Origin of the sequence: Sphingobacterium sp. Mn56C (assembly GCF_049319645.1) — a bacterium.
Classification (GTDB): domain Bacteria; phylum Bacteroidota; class Bacteroidia; order Sphingobacteriales; family Sphingobacteriaceae; genus Sphingobacterium.
On the sequence record NZ_JBMOUC010000007.1, the window covers coordinates 147,939 to 166,572 of the forward strand.

Consider the following 18,634-nt stretch of genomic DNA (forward strand, 5'->3'; position numbering starts at 1 on the left):
CGTACAACATTAGGTAACAATACCTATAAAATGTATATTTACATACAAATTATGGTGCAAAGATATGCAAAAAAGGTGGGTCCTAAAACCAAAAAATAATAGCAATAAAGTAAGCAAACTACAAGAAGAATTAGGTGTTAGCGACATTGTTGCAAACTTATTGGTGAGTAGAGGAGTCGAAACTTTTGAGCAGGCCAGGTTATTTTTTCGCCCCGCATTGGAACATCTGCACGACCCTTTTTTAATGAAGGATATGGATGTTGCCATTACGCGTATTGAAAAGGCAATAGGTAATAATGAAAAGATTCTAATATATGGCGATTACGATGTGGATGGTACCACGGCCGTATCGGTAGTTTATAGTTTCTTTCGAGCTTTCCATTCCCGTATTGAGTTTTATATCCCCGACCGGTATGCCGAGGGGTACGGCATCTCCACGCAGGGCATTGACTATGCCGCTGATAATGATTTTTCCTTAATAATAGCCTTAGATTGTGGTATTAAAGCCTTAGAAAAGGTCGATTATGCAAATCGCAAAGGTATTGACTTTATTATTGGCGACCACCACCTTCCTGGCGATACTATTCCGGCGGCTGTGGCCGTACTGGACCCTAAACGCGAAGATTGTTTATACCCATACAAAGAACTTTCGGGCTGTGGTATTGGCTTTAAAATTATTCAGGCCTTTATCCTTAAAAACGATATGCATATGGAACAGGCCTACCAGTATTTGGATCTTGTTGCGGTAAGCATTGCTTCGGATATTGTACCCATAACGGGCGAAAACCGACTGTTAACACATTTCGGCCTGAAGAAACTAAATTCTAATCCTTCTGTAGGATTAAAAGCTTTAATAAACCTTTCGTCGAATAAAAGTGGCGTGTTTTCTATTAATGATATCGTCTTCCAGATTGGTCCGCGTATAAATGCCGCCGGAAGGATAGACCATGCGAAAGATGCTGTTAATTTGCTTATTTCCAAATCCATGGAAGAGGCGACAAACTATTCTGCCGCTGTAGACGATCAAAATAATCAGCGTAAAGACTTCGACCTCCGAATAACGGAGGAAGCTTTAGCCTTGATAGAAAGTAGCCAGCGTAATAAATCGCGTACAACTACGGTTCTTTATAAATCGGATTGGCATAAAGGTGTTATCGGCATTGTAGCGTCTAGGCTTACGGAAAAATATTATCGCCCGACGATTATTTTAACCCAAACAAACGGACATATTGCGGGGTCTGCCCGCTCTGTTTTAGGTTTTGACCTTTACGAAGCATTAAGCGAATGTAGCGATCTCTTGGAGCAATTTGGGGGGCATAAATATGCGGCCGGGTTAACCATGAGGGAGGAGAATATCCCCCTTTTTCAAGATCGTTTTGAACAGGTGGTACAGCAGCGTATAAAACCTGAAATGCTGCAGCAGGAGATTTCCATCGATATGGAAATTGAGCTGGCACGTATTGATGCCAAATTTTATAAGATTTTACGGCAGTTTGAACCTTTTGGCCCGCAGAATGAAGCGCCAATTTTTGTTGCCAGGCAGGTGAAGGTGTTGGGCCCTGCATTTATTGTAGGCACAAATCATCTGAAATTTACAACCTTCCAACCTGGTTCACCAAGTTTTGATTGTATAGCCTTTGGTTTGGCCGAATTTGCCAACCCTATAAACAGCGGTGCTAGCTTTGATATCTGCTTTAGCATAGAAGAAAATAATTGGAGAGGGAAAAAGAATTTACAATTAAATATCAAAGCAATACGATATTAAAATATATTTGTAAAGAGCGAAAAAAGAAGTATGATACTTAAGGCTGAGCATTTAATAAAAAAATATAAACAACGTACCGTTGTTAATGATGTTTCCTTTTATGTGGAGCAGGGTGAAATTGTAGGCCTTTTAGGCCCCAATGGTGCGGGTAAAACCACCTCTTTCTATATGATTGTAGGGTTGATAAAACCCAATGATGGACAGGTATTCTTGAACGAGGAAGAGATTACTAAGGATGCCATGTACCAACGTGCACAGCGTGGTATTGGCTACCTTGCACAGGAAGCCTCCGTATTCCGGAAGTTATCGGTAGAAAATAATATTCTGGCAGTTTTAGAAATACATTACCCTAATAAACAGGAACGATTGGAAAAACTGGAGGAGTTATTAACGGAGTTCAGTTTACACCGTGTACGCAAAAACCGGGGTGACCTGCTTTCGGGTGGAGAACGCCGACGTACGGAAATTGCACGTGCGCTGGCTGCCAACCCTAACTTCATCTTATTGGATGAGCCCTTTGCTGGTGTAGACCCTATTGCGGTGGAAGAGATACAATCTATAGTTTCCAAGCTTAAAGCAAAAAATATCGGTGTTTTAATAACCGACCACAACGTACAGGAAACCTTATCGATTACAGATAGAGCCTATCTATTGGCGGAGGGTAAAATAATGCTGACCGGTACTCCGGAAGAGATTGCGGATAGTGAGTTAGCCCGTAAATTCTACCTCGGACAGAACTTTGTTTTACGCCGTAAAAAACTGTAATAATCGCTAATTTAAGGAGTAAGCCATGGCCATACTAAATTCTATATTCACCTGGATTATGAAAAAGCGCATTCATCAGATTGAGCTTTTTATGAAATATCCGCATGATGTGCAGGAGGAATGGTTCCAAAATCTTATCGCTACTGCCGAAGCGACAGAATGGGGCAAAAAATACGATTATAAAAGTATCCTTACCCCCGAAGATTATAAAAACCGTGTGCCTATAAGCGATTACGACGATATTAAGGGGTATATAGACCGTATGATCAAAGGCGAGCAGAATATTCTGTGGCCTTCGGATATTAAATGGTTTGCCAAATCTTCAGGAACAACGGCCGATAGGAGTAAATTTATTCCGGTTAGTATGGAGGCTTTAGAGGAGTGTCATTACCAAGGCGGTAAGGACATGTTATCTATCTACTGCCACAACAAACCTGACAACAAGGTTTTTACGGGTAAATCGGTGGTTATCGGGGGATCGTCGCAGATAAATAATTTTAGCCCCGATTCGTATTACGGCGACCTTTCTTCCATTCTTATCCGTAACCTTCCTTTCTGGGCAGAATTTAAAAGAACACCTAACTTGGAGGTTACCCTAAACCCAAATTTTGAAGAAAAAATAGACCAAATTGCGCAGATAACAATTAAGGAAGACGTTACAAGCCTTGCTGGCGTTCCTACATGGAATATTGTTATGGCAAACCGTATCCTGGAAATTACCGGTAAAAACAACCTCCTGGAGGTGTGGCCTAACCTTGAATTTTATGGTCATGGTGGTGTAAGTTTTAAACCCTATCGGGACCAGTTTAAGAAACTTATTCCTTCCGACGAGATGTATTACCTGGAGAACTATAATGCCTCTGAAGGTTATTTTGGCCTTCAAGACCAGTCGGATGCGGAAGACTTATTGCTGATGTTGGACTATGGCATTTATTATGAGTTTTTACCCTTCGAGAACCTGAATGAAGATCATCCGAAAACATTAGCCCTACATGAGGTGGAGATCGGCAAAAATTATGCGTTGATTATTTCTACCAATGCTGGATTATGGCGTTATAAAATCGGTGATACCATAAAGTTTACCTCCCTGGCTCCTTACCGTTTTCAGATTTCGGGACGTACCAAACATTATATCAACACCTTCGGGGAAGAGGTTATTGTCGATAATGCCGACAAGGCATTGAGTAAGGCTTGCTTATTAACATCGGCGGCGATTAAGGATTATACGGCAGGACCTGTTTATTTTAAAGATACCGATGCTGGTGCACATGAATGGGTCATTGAATTCGCAAAGAAACCAGATGATTTTCAATATTTCTGCAAAATCTTAGACGACACCCTTCGCGACATAAATTCCGACTATGATGCGAAAAGGTATAAAAACATGGCTTTAAATCCGCCTATAGTTCATATTGCGCCGGAAAACACGTTCTACAACTGGATGAAGTCTCGGGGTAAACTTGGTGGACAAAATAAGGTGCCGCGCCTGGCCAATAACCGGGAGTATCTGGATACATTATTGCAAATTATACAGGCATCGTAATGTACTGCTGCTTCCTTGCACTTACTTCAACGTATGCAATAATCGCTTTGCCTTAACGCCTACCTTGCTATTAGGCGATATATCATCCAATAGAAGCCTAGCATTTGACCGCTCTTCCTTGCTAATGTATATAACGGCAAGGTAGTATTTTGCATCATCGGCAAACCAGGTGCTACTTTCAGCCACAGCTTGTAAGCGAGAAATGGCATCTGACCAACGCTCCTGCCCCATATAACTTAACCCAAGGTAGTACTTATACTGCATCTGCTCGGGTTGCTTGGCTAACAAGCGCTCCAATATATGGCTGGCCTCGGCATACGACTTTTTTGTATAGGCTGCTACCGCATCTTTATAAGATACTTCCCGAATAGGCTCGCGCACAATAACAGACCGCATAGCGGGCAACGCGTATAAATCCTCGTTGGTATGGAAGAAAAATAAACTCCCCATTATACCCACGAAAAGTAGCAGTGCAAGGGGCAACCATTTGCGCTTGTTAAATGTTGGGGAGGCATCCGCCATACGATATTGTTCATTTACCTCTTTCAGTGACATACGCACTTTAGGTGCATGGAATGCATGATCATTACATAAAATTGCATAAACCTCCCGTTGTAAGGCCACCATGCTTCTTAATTCCACATCTACGGCCAACCGCGCTTCGAAACTACGGAGCTCATCACCACCTAACTGACCGTCAATATATTCCTGAATCCTTTCTGAATGTTTTTCCATTAGACCTTTCTCAATAAAAATCAATTACACTATATTACTATATAACTATATTAGAAGAAAGATAGCCCATGCGATTATCTCCTATGAAAAGCCGTTAACAGGCATTATTTCAGCATGTATTATGGCCACACAACTTCAACAGAACCTGCATGTTAAGATAGGATGTGTATTCCTAGGTTTATCTTTATAAAATTGGCTAACTTACCCTATAAAAATAGCATTTTTTTCCCAAAACCATAGCAGCGATATACAGTAAAAAACAGGTGAAACTGAAAATTTAAAGCCCCAACATCATTCAGCTCTAGAAGTTTTTTATTAACTTGCAACACATAGACAAATATTTTGACATGAGCGCGTTAGAACAAATTTCATTTCGCGTAGAGCCTACAAAACAGTCAAGACTCTCGCAGGTAGATTTCAACAATTTACAATTTGGACAAATAATGTCAGACCACATGCTTGTGGCTGAATACAACAATGGCCAGTGGACTGATCTTAGTCTGGTCCCTTACGGGGATATAACAATTAGTCCTTCCTTATCCGCCCTGCACTACGGACAATCTATTTTTGAAGGTATTAAGGCATACAAATTTGAAGATGGTACAGTAAGCATATTCCGCCCCGAAAAAAATTGGGAGCGTTTTAATAAATCTGCAGCACGCCTACAGATGCCGGAAGTTCCGGAAGAGATCTTTTTAGGTGGCTTAAAAAAATTATTGGATATGGATAGAGACTGGATTCCTTCTAAAGAAGGCACCTCTTTATACATACGCCCATTTATGTTTGCGACAGAAGCAGCATTAGGCGTACACCCATCCATATCGTATAAATTTATAATTATTACCTGTCCTGTTGGGGCATACTACAGCAAACCGATTTCATTAAAAGTGGAAACACATTTTACCCGTGCCGCAGATGGTGGTGTAGGTTTTTCGAAAAATGCGGGTAACTATGCTTTATCGTTGTACCCTACACAGCTTGCGAATAATGAAGGCTACGATCAGATTATGTGGACGGATGCTAACGAGCATAAGTATATTGAAGAAGCGGGTACGGCAAACTTAATTTTCCGTATTGGCGACACTATTATTACGCCACATGGAGACACAATTTTACATGGGGTAACCCGTCGTACAATAATGGAACTGGCCGAAGCTTGGGGATTTAAAGCCGAACAACGTAAAGTTTCTGTACAGGAATTAATTGATGGCATCCAAGCAGGAACGGTTACCGAAGCCTTTGCTGCAGGTACCGCCGCTACCATTACACATATCGACCGCATTGGCTTCGAAGGTCAGGATTATACCCTACCAGCGGTGGAAGGACGTGACTTTTCAAACCGTGTGTTGACGTATTTAAATGAATTGCGTTACGGTAAAATCACAGATCCTTACGGATGGAATTTTATTGTATAAATATAAAAGTAATGAAGGTGCAATGAAAATTGCACCTTCTTCATTTTAATTAGCTTTTATTGATAATTATACGCGTTGGAACTGGGGCAGCTATACCCTGCTCATCGAAGGCTTTTTTCACCACTTCCTGAACCTCAAAATATACCTTCCAGTAATGATCTTGTATGGTATAAGGTCGAATAGCTAGTGTTGTCATACCGTTTCCTACCTCCAATACATGCACCTCAGGCGCTGGCGATTTTAATACCTCTGGCACCGTAAGCATCGCATCGGTAGCCACTTGCCGCGCTTTATCGAGGTCTACATCCAGGGCCACAGCAATTTTTAAATCCACACGCAAATTTCCATGCGTATTGAAGTTGGTGATCACTCCGGTCGACAAGGCACCATTGGGGAGAATAACGGTTTTATTTTCGGGCGACAATATAACGGTATTAAATATCCCAATCTCGGTAACAACTCCGACATTATCCTGAGCCTCAATTAAATCGCCAACTTTAAAGGGCTTAAATATCATCAGCATAACACCGCCAGCAAGATTTCCCAAGGATCCATTTAACGCGGCCCCAATGGCCAACCCTGCGCCGGCTAAGAGTGCAGCAAAACTAGTAACATTGACCCCTAGCATGCCTATAATGGCCAGAAACATCAATACCGTAAGGGTTACCTTTATTAAGGATACCAAAAACTTCTGTAGGGATATATCAAACTTGCGGCTTTTCATCATCCGCTGGGAAAGCTTGGCTATATAAGATATCACCCACTGCCCTATTAGGTAGACAATAATGGCGCCCACAATTTTCGGTGCATATCCGATAGCCGTAACTTTTAGCTGTATTAACAATAATTGAACACTATTAAATAGTTCCTCACCATTCCCCATGGGAACGTTAATCTGCATGAATATCATAATTAAATTTAAAATGTTTAGTAGCACCTAAGTTACAGAAAAAACAAATCAAAAAATGGGGAGAATTTGAATATAGGGGGCAAGGAATATGGATACTTTAAAAAAGTAAATATCCAGCGACAAAGAAAGGAATTAACAGCCTAAAAAGAGTAGGTTTGGAGTTTAATTAAAATCCAAACCTGAGACTTCCTCTGCTGTATACCATTGGGTATTACCATATTTTTTAAACCAGGTAATCTGTCGTTTAGCATAGCGACGCGAATTCTGTTTTATCTTATCTATAGCTTCGGTTAGGGTAATTTTACCATCCAGAAAATCAAATATCTCCACATAACCTACCGTCAACATGGCAGGTTTATGCCTGTGTTTTACGAGCCCCTGCACCTCTTCAACGAGCCCTGCCTCGATCATTTTATCAACGCGAAGATTTATACGCTGGTACAATTCAGCACGATCCCTATTCAAGCCAATGGTAATTTGTTTAAAAGGCCTTTTATCTACATCCTTTTTCTGGAAAAATGACATGGGTTTACCCGATGCTTCAAACACCTCCAGCGCCCGTATTACGCGCTGTGGGTTAGCGATGTCCGCTGTCGCGTAATAGGCCGGATCCACCGCTTGCAGCTGCTGCTGCAAGGGTTCCAACCCTTCGGCAGCGAAACGGGCATTTAACCGCTCTCGTACGTCATCTGCTGCTTTTGGAAGGTTATCTAAACCCTCGCATACCGCGCGCACAAAAAGCCCGGAGCCGCCCACCATAACGACAACATCATGGATTTTAAATAGTTCCTGTAATTTCGCCAACGCATCTCTTTCAAAATCGCCCGCAGAATACTCCTCGTCAATACGGTGGGAATTTATAAAATGATGCGGTACGGCGGCCAATTCTGCGGCATCCGGTTTGGCGGTACCGATAGTCATCTCCCGATAAAACTGTCTCGAGTCGGCCGAGATAATTTCTGTGTTATACCGTTTGGCAATTTCTATAGCTGCGGCAGTCTTTCCGACAGCCGTAGGCCCTACCACTACGATTAAAGTCTTTTCTGACATACAATAATTACAAGAAATGAATTAACAGCGTATTTTAAATAAGGAAGGACTATTAATCATAGTCCTCATCTCCCGAGTTAAACTCGTTATTATCTTCCTCGCCTTGCTCCGAATCTTCCTCGTCATCATCCTCCATTAAACTATAATCGTCCTCCGCATCGACGCCATATTCTTCAGCACCATCGTCTTCAATAATATCCTCATCGTCGTCGTCATCATCGGATGAAGTCGGGAAGTTTGCTGCTGCAATAAGCCTCGGCGCCTGCCCTACAGATTTAAATATCGAAGGATATTCTTTGCCTTCTTCTTCTTTTAAAATCTTAATCAACTCCACATGAAAATCATAAGGACGTTCGAAATTATAGATATAATAAAACTTCTGATGTGGGTCATCAATAAATTTACTTAACCGGATATCTTCCATCAATAATACACCACTATCTATTTTACGTTTTGCCGGAGCCAAGGCAATTTCAGTACCTTTTTTCCATTGATCGTTACTCACATAAAAAGAAGATGATGCATCTGTAGGGTAACCCGTGCTCTTATGAATTGCTTCGTGAAGATCTAAAAAAGTACTTTTAGAAACCATATCGATATCTCTGTATACATCTTCGTAATCCTCAAACGTCACTCTAAATCTATATATTGCCATATCTCTAAATTGAAGATAAGTATTAAATTATCGGGTATAAAAATAAAAATAATTTCGCTGTCTATAAAGACAATGTTTGCTTGGGTTTCAAATTCATAGCCTGTGCTTTTTCTATCATAAATTGGTAGGCCGCATCTCTTTCATTTGGAATATCACCCTCTAAAATAGCTTCGCGAATAGCATTTTTAATAACACCTACCTCCCTACAAGGCTTTAAGTTAAACACATGCATAATATCCTCACCAGAAACCGGAGGTTGCCAGTTGCGTAGATGATCGCGCTCCTCTACATCCTGAAGCTTTTGTTTTACAAGCTCGAAGTTATCCCGGTATTTTTTCTTTTTATATTCATTCTTGGTGGTTACATCGGCATGGCATAACATCATCAGCGCATCAATATCGTCACCCGCCTCAAACAAGAGCCTACGCACGGCCGAGTCGGTTACAATATCCTGTGCCAACACAATAGGCCGTAAATGCAATAACACCAATTTCTGCACAAACTTCATTTTTTCGTTTAGCGGAAGCTTCAAGTCGGCAAATAACTTGGGCACCATACGTGCGCCTTTATCCTCATGCCCATGGAATGTCCAGCCAATTTTTTTATCGAAGCGCTTCGTTGCAGGCTTAGCGATATCATGCATAATAGCCGCCCAGCGCAGCCACAGGTCATCCGATAGTGCCGCGACATTGTCTAAAACCTCCAGCGTATGGTAGAAATTATCCTTATGCCCTCGCCCATCAATTACATCGACACCATGCAAATCACACATTGCCGGAAAGATGTACTGCAGCAGCCCTGTATCAAACAGATACTTAAACCCTACGGAAGGTTTCGGAGCTAAAATTATTTTATTGAGTTCATCGGCAATACGTTCTTTGGATATTATACGTATGCGATCTTTGGTTTTTACAATAGCATCAATCGCCTTAATATCAATCTTAAAGTTAAGCTGGGTAGCGAAGCGTATGGCACGCATCATACGCAGTGGATCGTCTGAAAATGTTTCTTCCGCTTCCAACGGCGTACGCACGATTCGATGTAAAATGTCATCTACACCATTAAAAGGATCCACCAGCTGCCCGTATGTTTCGGCATTAAGGGAATACGCCATAGCATTAATGGTAAAATCACGGCGATTTTGGTCATCTTCGAGGGTACCATCTTCTACGATAGGCTTACGTGAGTCTCTTCGGTAAGATTCCTTTCTTGCCCCTACAAACTCTACATCCAAGCCATCGTATACGAGCATAGCTGTACCAAAAGATTTATATACGGCCACCTTTGTATGTAATATCTCCCCAAGTTGGGTAGCAAACTCCGTTCCGCTACCAATAACTAAGATATCGACATCTGTATTAAAGGGACGCTCCATAATCCTATCCCGTACATAGCCGCCAATAACGTAACATTCCGTTTTTGTCTTATCAGCCAAATCACGGATTATAGGAAATATAGGATGTTGCAAATGTTCTGTCATAGCTCTCGCATGTAGACCTACAAAGGTCTAACAAGTCGCAAAATTACTTATTTTAAAGGAATATTATAGCATACCTAAAGGTTATTCTGTAGGAAGGCTTAATCTCTATCCTTAGAAAGCTTGCGGAATGGTAATGGGTTTGCTGTCAACTCCAATTGTTCACGGCGGTTTTTTACGATATGAACTGCGGCAAATAAGGCTTCCAAAAAGGATTCATGGGAGGCCAGGTTTTTACCCGCGATATCATACCCAGTACCGTGGTCTGGAGAGGTGCGCACAATTGGCAAACCTGCGGTGTAGTTTACCCCTTTACGTTGGGCTATATGCTTAAAAGGGATCAATCCTTGATCATGGTACATCGCCAATACAGCATCAAACTTCAGGTAGGCATCCGACGCAAAGAAACCATCGGCAGGAAAAGGGCCAAAACATAACATCCCCTCGGCGTTAGCCTTTTCTAATGTCGGACGAATTACCGCATCATCTTCTGTACCAATCACCCCATTATCGCCGGCATGTGGATTTAACCCCAACACAGCAATCTTAGGCTTCTGAATCCAGAAATCATTTTTAAGGCTGCTGTTCATCAGGCGCAATTTTTTTAATAACGCTTCCTCGGTAATCTGTGCTGCAACATCCTTTACAGGAATATGCCCCGTTACTACCCCAACGCGAAGGTCTTCACATAGCATAAACATTAATACATCATCCGCGTTAACTTTATGTTGTAGGTATTCGGTATGCCCAGGAAACGCAAACCCCTCTTGCTGAATATTATGTTTATTTATCGGCGCCGTAACCAAAGCATCAATTTTCCCATTATTAAGGTCTTCAACTGCTTTTTCCAAAGAGATGAAAGCATATTTACCGCCTAATTCATTCTCCTCGCCCAAAGAAATTTTCACATCCTCCTGCCAGCAGTTTATCATGTTGGCACGTTTGGGATTTGCTTGCTCTACATCGGTTATCACATTAAAGCTAAAATCATTAATGTTATTTGCTTTACGATGAAATGAAGCATTCTTCGTATTACCGTACACAATTGGTGTAAAGTAGTCTAAAACCTTATTATCCAATAAGGACTTAATAATAACCTCCATACCAATTCCATTAAGATCACCTGTGGTAATACCTATTTTTAATTTTTCACTCATCGTCTTTTTAGCTTTGCGTTACCAAAAATAACAATTTTTAGGAAAAGGCCGTATACTCCTTCCTTTAATTTATAGGATACAACAATTAAATAACAGCTATCCCCCTCCCTACGGCAGATCTATGAACAATGCTAGCTTATGTTTATTCTAATACGGATGAATGCGCCGGAATTGCTTATAAATTTTTAATTTTGATGAATTTCTATATATATGAGTACAGTACGCGCGAAAAAACACCTGGGACAACACTTTCTGAACGACAAGAATGCAGCACAACGTATCGTTGATGCCTTGGATACTTCATTAGGTTTTCAGCAGGTTCTAGAGGTAGGTCCGGGCATGGGGGTCTTGTCGGATTTTTTACTACAAAAAACAGAATATGAAACTTACCTCATCGATGTGGATGATGAATCGATTGAATTTTTAGCCGATAAGTATCCACAACTCGGAGACCGACTTATTCATGGCGATTTTCTGGCTTTGGATTTCTCGAAATATTTTAGCGATAAAATGGCGGTAATCGGTAACTTCCCGTATAATATATCGTCGCAGATCTTGTTTAAAATATTAGACGAAAGAGATCGTGTAGTACAAATGACGGGGATGTTTCAGAAGGAGGTAGCTGAGCGCTGTGTCGCCAAACCAGGCGCTAAGGAATATGGGATATTAAGTGTTTTTCTACAGGCTTATTATCATGTAGAGTATCTATTTACAGTAAAAGCAGGAGCCTTTAACCCACCACCAAAGGTATTATCCGGCGTTATGCGCATGACACGAAATACGGTCAAAGAATTGGATTGCGACGAGAAGTTATTCTGGAAGGTCGTAAAAGCGGGTTTTAACCAGCGCCGCAAAACCTTGCGCAACGCACTTTCTGCCGTTCTTCCTAAGGATAAAATGACCGACAATCCGCTGTATGAATTGCGCGCCGAGCGCTTAACCGTTGCTGATTTTGTGACCCTTACCAACGAGATTAGCCATATTTAACTTATGCAGGTTCAAAGCGAGTTTACGATAATTGGTGCGGGAGTAGCGGGTTTAACCACCGCTATTGCTTTACAACAACTGGGCCGTAATTACTTGCTGTTTGAACAAAGCAAGGTCCTTACTGGAATTGGCGCGGGCTTCGGCCTTGCAGCCAATGCGATGCAGGCTTTAGAGATATTGGGCCTCCGCAAAGAGGTCGAGCTTATAGGCCAGCATCTTCAGCATTATAATATCTTGGATCAAAAAGGCCGTATTCTGGTTGCTCCGGATACGAAGGCGCTTAGCAAAAAATACAACCAACAAAATTTTGCCATACACCGTGCCGACTTACACCTGTATCTGCTTGACAAGATTCAGGCTGACCATTTACAGCTGAACAAAAAGGCTGTACGTTTTGAAAAAAATAACGATGGCATAACCTTATTCTTTGAAGATGGCAGCCAGCATAAGACACGCTATCTGATCATCGCTGATGGCGTAAAATCGCCATTACGGCAGCAGCTGCTGCCTGCTGCTGTGCCACGATATTCGGGTTATACTTGCTGGCGTGCTACCATCGACAACAGCAATATTTCGCTAAAAACAGGCAGTGAAACTTGGGGTAAGCAGGGACGTTTTGGCATGACGCCTTTGGTTAGAAACCGAATTTATTGGTATGCTTGTATTAATTCAACCGCTAATAATTCGAAATACCGCCAGTATTCGGTTGCTGATTTAGCAACGCACTTTGCCGATTATCACCATCCTATTCCTGAAATACTACGGCAAACCCAAGATAAGGATCTGTTATGGAATGATATTATCGATATAAAACCGCTAAAACATTTCGCATACGATGCGATACTTTTAATTGGTGACGCAGCTCATGCCACAACCCCAAATATGGGACAAGGTGCCTGCCAAGCTTTAGAGGATGTTGCCGTATTGAAAAAGGTGTTAAGCCAACACAGCACAGTAGAGACCGCATTTATAGCCTTCGAAAAACAAAGGCTGCAGCGTACAAAATACATTACAGAGACTTCCAAGCTTATTGGAGAGGTTGCCCAATGGGAAAATCCAATTGGTATTTTCCTGCGCAACAGTATAATGAAGAAATTGCCGGCACAGCTGGCACAAAGAAATTTGAACAAGCTCCTTTCGGTAGATTTTATGCAACTTTAAACTTGAAATAATGAACTTCTTAATTGTCGATGACATTCATCCCATCTTACTTGAAAAGTTTGATAACGAGGGTATACCTTATTCTTACCAACCTGACTTATCCCGCGCTGAGGCGGCCTTGCTTATTCCCGATTTTGAGGGCCTTATCATACGCTCGAAATTCCAGGTTGATCGGGAATTTATCGACCTTGCACCACAGTTAAAGCTTATCGGGCGCTCGGGAGCAGGCATGGACAATATCGATGAGGATTATGCACGCTCCAAAGGTATTATACTGCTGCCAGCGAATGAGGGTAACCGCGATGCCGTAGGGGAACATATGATTGGTATGCTCTTGAGTTTAATGAATAATTTAAACCGGGGGGACAAAGAGATACGCCATGGCCAGTGGCGCAGGGAGGAGAACCGGGGGTATGAGCTTATGGGTAGAACCGTAGCGCTTATTGGTTATGGTAACAATGGCCAGGCAATGGCCAAAAAATTATCGGGATTTGGCGTTAAGGTTATTGCTTACGATAAGTATAAAACAGGATTCTCGGATGCCTACGCTACGGAAGTGTCTATGGAGGAGGTGGTAAAACAGGCTGATATTGTAAGTTTTCATATCCCGCTAACGCGTGAAACCAAAGGCTTGGTAAACGAGGAGTACTTATTCCATTTCCGTAAACCTATTTTCTTCTTAATGGGAGCCAGAGGCGCCATTGTGGATGTACCATCGGTTTTAAAATATATGGACCAGGGAAAAATACGAGGTGCCGCCTTTGATGTGTTACCCATAGAAAAGTTTCCGGCATTGGGCGAGCAAAACTGGTATCAGGATTTAATACAGCGCGATAACGTACTATTAAGCCCGCATATTGCTGGCTGGACCTTTGAGAGTTATATAAAGCTATCTGAGATACTGGCTGATAAAATTATTGACCTACTGAAAAGTAAATAGCCTTCTTGTCATACCCTATTTTACCTTGAATATCCTTATCCCGCTTAATTCCTGGATAAGGATATTCAATGCCATTGGTCTTTAACCGAGATTATAGCTCCGATGTGCAGGCTTTCGTTTTAATTTCCCTGTTTTTGCCTGTAGCGTATTTACAGTTCTGCATTTCCTAATTTTTGTTACAAAAAACATTTTTAGGCACAGTTATAAAACCAGCAGTTTACTTTTTGTTGTGTCTCCGCATATATTAAAATCGATAAAGCTTACGATTTTATCTTTCCTCGGCGGATTAAAAGTCTTAAAATAACAACGATACATTTAGCTGTTTTATCAACCATTTTATAGATTTAAACTTATTAATCAAAGAGGTATGATTACCATACCAAGTATAAATTCTTAAAAAGATGGATGCCATCTTTTTAAACACAACACATAATAAGTGCTTCGCCATGAAGGATTGTAAACTAAAAACAATATAAGATGAAAACAAACAACTTTAGTGCTATTGCCGCTGTTCTAGGTATATTATCGACATTCTATTGCTCGGGCAGCGTGAGCGCCAGCCCTAGCCTCAGCCCCTACATAAACAGCATCGAAGCGGCTAATAGAAAAGTCTATACCGGCCCAGCACCTGTAAAAACTGCTATTACTTCGCAAAAAAAGGGAAATTTTTACTACAGCGAAACCCAAAAAAATGCCATACGCAAAAATCTACCGGCTATTTACCAAGGGCATATGGGCAGTAGTTTTGCAGGTCTTATTATACGTGAAGATTATTTAGAATTGTGGCTACATCCACTGCAGGGCAAACCAACGAACAGAATATACCACTATACCTTAAGTTTCGATAAGAGTACAGCTATACTAGAATTTGGAGATTCTAAACTTTCTATTACACTTATGGGCAATGAAAAAACTGTTGCTGCGGGCCTGCATGGCGAAAATGACCGCATATACTTCAGCCGGTTATGCGATTTGGATAATGATTTTCATTAGTGAAATACAGCGCCCTGGTATAAGCGTAGATTAAACACGAAAATTTAAGCCACTAAATACATTACATATACCGTAAGAAATTGAAGAATTAAACTTACATCCAGCAAGTAGGCATAATGATAATGCTTGGCGTTATTTAACACCAAGCGCAGTAAAAAGAAAACTATACTATTACAGCCCAACAAGCCCACCTTTATAACCACCGCATAGGGCGCAACAATAACGAAAAGACTTTGCAACAACAGCAATAGATAACATAGTCTTTTTGCTTTTGTTTCGCCCAGAAGGGTGGGTATAGTTTTAAGGTGATAATAGGAATCTTGTGCCATATCACGAATATCGAATGGTAAGGTACAGATCACTAAAAAAAGGATTTTTACAATGCCGAGGTAGTTGGCCACATACCAATCTATAGCATAACCACTTGCCCATAGCTCTACTACAGGTAAACCTACGCCACTTAAAGACCATACCAATGCTATATGAAACACCTTCAGACCGGGAATTTGTCGCATCCCTCCCCTTTTTCCGTTGATGCGAAAAATAGGAACGCTATACGCCATACTTATCATGCCGACAAAACCCAAAAATAACCAGGTATACGGGTCGACATCCAGCAAGGCATAGCTCAATAATATAAGGGCCAAAGTACTATTAAACCAGAGAAGTTTCTCATGCTTAAATACCCAACGGGTACGCAGATACGGCGATTGCTGTGGATTTTGAGGCTTCGACAATCGTAAACTTACGTTATATAATAATAGCGTTGCCGCACCTTCTATACTAACGATATTGAAATTTATCGGCATCCCTAAAATTACATAGGTTAATAAACATTGGGCCATAGCTGCCATGGCAATCAATAGATTGCTGAAAACTAAAAATCGGTACAGTTGTTTGATCAGTATCACTGTGCTGAATAGGATTAGGTATAAACGACCCTACGAATAAAGGGTTAAAATTAGCAATTGATTTCAAAAAAAATTATATTAGGCATTACGATATGCAATTTAGCGACTATAAATAAATAGTTGACTTTTTTGGATAATATAAACATAAATAATAAACCTCTAAATTATATGCAGTCATAATGAGTTTTCAAATTAAAACTTTTGAAGAGTATCAAGATGCTTACCAAAGAAGTGTGAAGGATCCTGAGCAGTTTTGGGGAGAAATTGCCGACAATTTCTTCTGGAAAAGAAAATGGACTAATGTGCTTAGCTGGAACTTTAAAGAGCCTGATATAAAATGGTTTGAGGGAGGGAAGGTTAATATTACGGAAAATTGCCTGGATCGCCATATTTACCAGTACGGCGACAAACCGGCGATTATTTGGGAACCCAATGACCCAACTGAAGCACACCGGATATTATCGTATAAACAACTTTTAAATAAGGTTGAACAGTTTTCTACGGTATTAAAAAACAACAATATACGTAAGGGTGACCGGGTGTGTATTTACCTACCCATGGTGCCCGAACTGGTTATTGCTGTACTCGCCTGCGCCCGTATTGGCGCCATACATTCGGTAGTATTTGGCGGTTTTTCCGCACAATCTATTGCCGATAGAATAAACGATGCGACATGTAAATTAGTAATCACTGCCGATGGGGGGTTCCGCGGAACCAAGGTATTGGAACTGAAGTCGATTGTAGATGATGCTTTAATGCAATGCCAATCGGTGGAAAAAGTTATTGTTCTAACGCGTTCCAGAACGCCAATAGCGATGCTAAAAGGTCGTGATGTTTGGTGGGAAGATGAAATAAATAAGGTAGAAACGCAGGGTAACCCTCCTTGCCCTGCCGAAGAAATGGATGCCGAGGACACTTTGTTTATTTTATATACCTCAGGGTCAACGGGCAAACCTAAGGGCGTGGTGCATACAACGGGTGGTTATATGGTGTACACAGGTTACACCTTTGCCAACACCTTTCAATATGCACCTGGCGACGTGTACTTCTGTACGGCTGATATCGGCTGGATTACAGGACATAGCTACATTGTCTATGGTCCACTTTCTCAGGGCGCAACATCCTTGATGTTTGAGGGCGTACCTACCTTTCCGGATGCGGGTCGTTTCTGGGATATTGTAGAAAAATATAAAGTCAATATTTTATACACGGCGCCAACAGCAATACGCTCGTTAATGGCCTTTGGAGATTCCTTTGTCGAAGGAAAAGACCTTTCTTCTCTACGCGTCTTAGGTTCCGTAGGGGAGCCTATTAATGAGGAAGCTTGGAACTGGTACAACGAAAAGATCGGAAAGGGAAAATGCCCTATTGTAGATACCTGGTGGCAAACAGAAAACGGTGGCCATTTGATTACCTCTATTGCGGGCGTTACGCCACAGCTGCCGGGATATGCACTATTACCCCTGCCGGGTGTGCAGCCTTGTTTAATGGATGAGAATGGAAATGAAATAGAGGGAAATGATGTATCTGGAAATTTATGTATAAAATTCCCTTGGCCAGGCATGTTGCGCACCACCTGGGGCGACCATGAGCGCTGTAAACAGACTTACTTCTCGACCTATGCAGATAAATATTTCACGGGGGATGGCTGTTACCGAAGCCCTGAAGGTTACTACCGCATTACAGGACGGGTAGACGATGTTTTAAATGTCTCGGGCCACCGCATCGGTACTGCCGAAGTTGAAAATGCTATTAATATGCACTCCGATGTTGTAGAATCGGCCATTGTTGGCTATCCGCATGCCGTAAAAGGACAGGGTATTTATGCCTATGTAATTGCTCACCATCATATCGATGCCGAGAAAACGCGGCAGGATATTCTACAAACGGTAACTCGTATTATTGGTGCTATCGCCAAACCGGATATTATTCAGTTTGTAGATGAGCTTCCTAAAACACGCTCTGGAAAAATTATGCGCCGCATTTTACGTAAGGTAGCAGAAGATGACCTCAGCAGCTTAGGCGATACGTCGACCTTGCAGGATCCTTCCGTTGTGGATGCTATAATTCAAGGTGCAGAAAAGATACGCCAGGCGTAATCCTTGATTTAAAATCTCTATGACTAAAGAAAAACATAGGCTTTCCCCTTGAGAAAGCCTATGTTTTTCTT

At 41.5% G+C, this 18,634-nt stretch carries 16 protein-coding genes; 9 read left to right on the forward strand and 7 right to left on the reverse strand.

What is annotated here, in order from left to right; translation table 11 throughout:
• Positions 1 to 64 precede the first annotated feature (64 nt).
• The 3 genes from recJ to ACL9RF_RS15600 are packed head-to-tail and all read left to right on the forward strand — an operon-like array spanning position 65 to position 4,073.
• Positions 65 to 1,765 carry a single-stranded-DNA-specific exonuclease RecJ gene (recJ, locus tag ACL9RF_RS15590; RefSeq protein ID WP_422801564.1) on the forward strand — a complete coding sequence of 567 codons (1,701 nt, stop codon included), beginning with the start codon at positions 65 to 67 and terminating at the stop codon, positions 1,763 to 1,765.
• Positions 1,766 to 1,795: 30 nt separating this feature from the next.
• Entirely contained in the window at positions 1,796 to 2,530 is a 735-nt protein-coding gene (gene lptB, locus ACL9RF_RS15595) for an LPS export ABC transporter ATP-binding protein (protein WP_422801565.1), read from the forward strand.
• A 25-nt stretch (positions 2,531 to 2,555) separates the two neighbouring features.
• The gene (locus ACL9RF_RS15600; protein WP_422801566.1) at positions 2,556 to 4,073 is read left to right on the forward strand and encodes a GH3 auxin-responsive promoter family protein; all 1,518 of its coding nucleotides are present in this window, start codon (positions 2,556 to 2,558) and stop codon (positions 4,071 to 4,073) included.
• Positions 4,074 to 4,094: 21 nt separating this feature from the next.
• On the opposite strand, the gene ACL9RF_RS15605 is transcribed toward ACL9RF_RS15600, so the two are convergent.
• Positions 4,095 to 4,808, reverse strand: coding sequence for a tetratricopeptide repeat protein (locus ACL9RF_RS15605; protein WP_422801567.1), 714 nt, complete (start codon positions 4,806 to 4,808; stop codon positions 4,095 to 4,097).
• 347 nt (positions 4,809 to 5,155) lie between these two features.
• Here ACL9RF_RS15605 and ACL9RF_RS15610 point away from each other — a divergent pair, with 347 nt between their 5' ends.
• Positions 5,156 to 6,223: a branched-chain amino acid aminotransferase gene (locus tag ACL9RF_RS15610; protein WP_422801568.1), complete on the forward strand. Its 1,068-nt coding sequence runs from the start codon at positions 5,156 to 5,158 to the stop codon at positions 6,221 to 6,223.
• A gap of 49 nt (positions 6,224 to 6,272) precedes the next feature.
• On the opposite strand, the gene ACL9RF_RS15615 is transcribed toward ACL9RF_RS15610, so the two are convergent.
• The 5 genes from ACL9RF_RS15615 to pdxA all read right to left on the reverse strand — a co-directional run bounded on the left by ACL9RF_RS15615 (position 6,273) and on the right by pdxA (position 11,472).
• Positions 6,273 to 7,124, reverse strand: a complete 852-nt coding sequence (locus tag ACL9RF_RS15615; protein ID WP_422801569.1) for a mechanosensitive ion channel family protein — start codon at positions 7,122 to 7,124, stop codon at positions 6,273 to 6,275.
• A gap of 171 nt (positions 7,125 to 7,295) precedes the next feature.
• Positions 7,296 to 8,183 carry a tRNA (adenosine(37)-N6)-dimethylallyltransferase MiaA gene (miaA, locus tag ACL9RF_RS15620; RefSeq protein WP_422801570.1) on the reverse strand — a complete coding sequence of 296 codons (888 nt, stop codon included), beginning with the start codon at positions 8,181 to 8,183 and terminating at the stop codon, positions 7,296 to 7,298.
• Positions 8,184 to 8,235: 52 nt separating this feature from the next.
• Positions 8,236 to 8,838 (reverse strand): IS1096 element passenger TnpR family protein, encoded by a 603-nt coding sequence (locus tag ACL9RF_RS15625; RefSeq protein ID WP_422801571.1) that lies wholly within the window; start codon positions 8,836 to 8,838, stop codon positions 8,236 to 8,238.
• Positions 8,839 to 8,899: 61 nt separating this feature from the next.
• Positions 8,900 to 10,318 (reverse strand): CCA tRNA nucleotidyltransferase, encoded by a 1,419-nt coding sequence (locus ACL9RF_RS15630; protein ID WP_422801572.1) that lies wholly within the window; start codon positions 10,316 to 10,318, stop codon positions 8,900 to 8,902.
• Between the two features lie 98 nt (positions 10,319 to 10,416).
• Entirely contained in the window at positions 10,417 to 11,472 is a 1,056-nt protein-coding gene (pdxA, locus tag ACL9RF_RS15635) for a 4-hydroxythreonine-4-phosphate dehydrogenase PdxA (protein WP_422801573.1), read from the reverse strand.
• 210 nt (positions 11,473 to 11,682) lie between these two features.
• On the opposite strand from pdxA, the gene rsmA reads away from it, so the two are divergent.
• From rsmA to ACL9RF_RS15655, 4 genes are all read left to right on the forward strand, one after another.
• On the forward strand, positions 11,683 to 12,459 hold the full coding sequence (gene rsmA, locus ACL9RF_RS15640) for a 16S rRNA (adenine(1518)-N(6)/adenine(1519)-N(6))-dimethyltransferase RsmA (protein ID WP_422801574.1): 777 nt from the start codon (positions 11,683 to 11,685) through the stop codon (positions 12,457 to 12,459).
• 3 nt (positions 12,460 to 12,462) lie between these two features.
• A complete protein-coding gene (locus ACL9RF_RS15645; protein ID WP_422801575.1) occupies positions 12,463 to 13,620 on the forward strand; it encodes an FAD-dependent monooxygenase in 1,158 nt (385 codons plus the stop codon).
• 10 nt (positions 13,621 to 13,630) lie between these two features.
• Positions 13,631 to 14,560 carry an NAD(P)-dependent oxidoreductase gene (locus ACL9RF_RS15650; RefSeq protein ID WP_422801576.1) on the forward strand — a complete coding sequence of 310 codons (930 nt, stop codon included), beginning with the start codon at positions 13,631 to 13,633 and terminating at the stop codon, positions 14,558 to 14,560.
• A 477-nt stretch (positions 14,561 to 15,037) separates the two neighbouring features.
• Entirely contained in the window at positions 15,038 to 15,553 is a 516-nt protein-coding gene (locus ACL9RF_RS15655; RefSeq protein WP_422801577.1) for a hypothetical protein, read from the forward strand.
• Positions 15,554 to 15,597: 44 nt separating this feature from the next.
• On the opposite strand, the gene ACL9RF_RS15660 is transcribed toward ACL9RF_RS15655, so the two are convergent.
• On the reverse strand, positions 15,598 to 16,464 hold the full coding sequence (locus ACL9RF_RS15660) for a hypothetical protein (RefSeq protein ID WP_422801578.1): 867 nt from the start codon (positions 16,462 to 16,464) through the stop codon (positions 15,598 to 15,600).
• A gap of 179 nt (positions 16,465 to 16,643) precedes the next feature.
• On the opposite strand from ACL9RF_RS15660, the gene acs reads away from it, so the two are divergent.
• Complete coding sequence (acs, locus tag ACL9RF_RS15665) at positions 16,644 to 18,563, forward strand: acetate--CoA ligase (protein WP_422801579.1); 1,920 nt, start codon at positions 16,644 to 16,646, stop codon at positions 18,561 to 18,563.
• The last annotated feature ends 71 nt before the right edge of the window (positions 18,564 to 18,634 follow it).

What these genes read in the sequence shown, in the direction of transcription:
- acs (WP_422801579.1), top strand. Translation starts at nt 16,644, where the DNA reads ATGAGTTTTCAAATTAAAACTTTTGAAGAGTATCAAGATGCTTACCAA.
- ACL9RF_RS15625 (WP_422801571.1), bottom strand. Translation starts at nt 8,838, where the DNA reads ATGGCAATATATAGATTTAGAGTGACGTTTGAGGATTACGAAGATGTA.
- pdxA (WP_422801573.1), bottom strand. Translation starts at nt 11,472, where the DNA reads ATGAGTGAAAAATTAAAAATAGGTATTACCACAGGTGATCTTAATGGA.
- ACL9RF_RS15650 (WP_422801576.1), top strand. Translation starts at nt 13,631, where the DNA reads ATGAACTTCTTAATTGTCGATGACATTCATCCCATCTTACTTGAAAAG.
- recJ (WP_422801564.1), top strand. Translation starts at nt 65, where the DNA reads ATGCAAAAAAGGTGGGTCCTAAAACCAAAAAATAATAGCAATAAAGTA.
- ACL9RF_RS15655 (WP_422801577.1), top strand. Translation starts at nt 15,038, where the DNA reads ATGAAAACAAACAACTTTAGTGCTATTGCCGCTGTTCTAGGTATATTA.
- ACL9RF_RS15645 (WP_422801575.1), top strand. Translation starts at nt 12,463, where the DNA reads ATGCAGGTTCAAAGCGAGTTTACGATAATTGGTGCGGGAGTAGCGGGT.
- rsmA (WP_422801574.1), top strand. Translation starts at nt 11,683, where the DNA reads ATGAGTACAGTACGCGCGAAAAAACACCTGGGACAACACTTTCTGAAC.
- miaA (WP_422801570.1), bottom strand. Translation starts at nt 8,183, where the DNA reads ATGTCAGAAAAGACTTTAATCGTAGTGGTAGGGCCTACGGCTGTCGGA.
- ACL9RF_RS15630 (WP_422801572.1), bottom strand. Translation starts at nt 10,318, where the DNA reads ATGACAGAACATTTGCAACATCCTATATTTCCTATAATCCGTGATTTG.
- ACL9RF_RS15615 (WP_422801569.1), bottom strand. Translation starts at nt 7,124, where the DNA reads ATGCAGATTAACGTTCCCATGGGGAATGGTGAGGAACTATTTAATAGT.
- lptB (WP_422801565.1), top strand. Translation starts at nt 1,796, where the DNA reads ATGATACTTAAGGCTGAGCATTTAATAAAAAAATATAAACAACGTACC.
- ACL9RF_RS15610 (WP_422801568.1), top strand. Translation starts at nt 5,156, where the DNA reads ATGAGCGCGTTAGAACAAATTTCATTTCGCGTAGAGCCTACAAAACAG.
- ACL9RF_RS15600 (WP_422801566.1), top strand. Translation starts at nt 2,556, where the DNA reads ATGGCCATACTAAATTCTATATTCACCTGGATTATGAAAAAGCGCATT.
- ACL9RF_RS15605 (WP_422801567.1), bottom strand. Translation starts at nt 4,808, where the DNA reads ATGGAAAAACATTCAGAAAGGATTCAGGAATATATTGACGGTCAGTTA.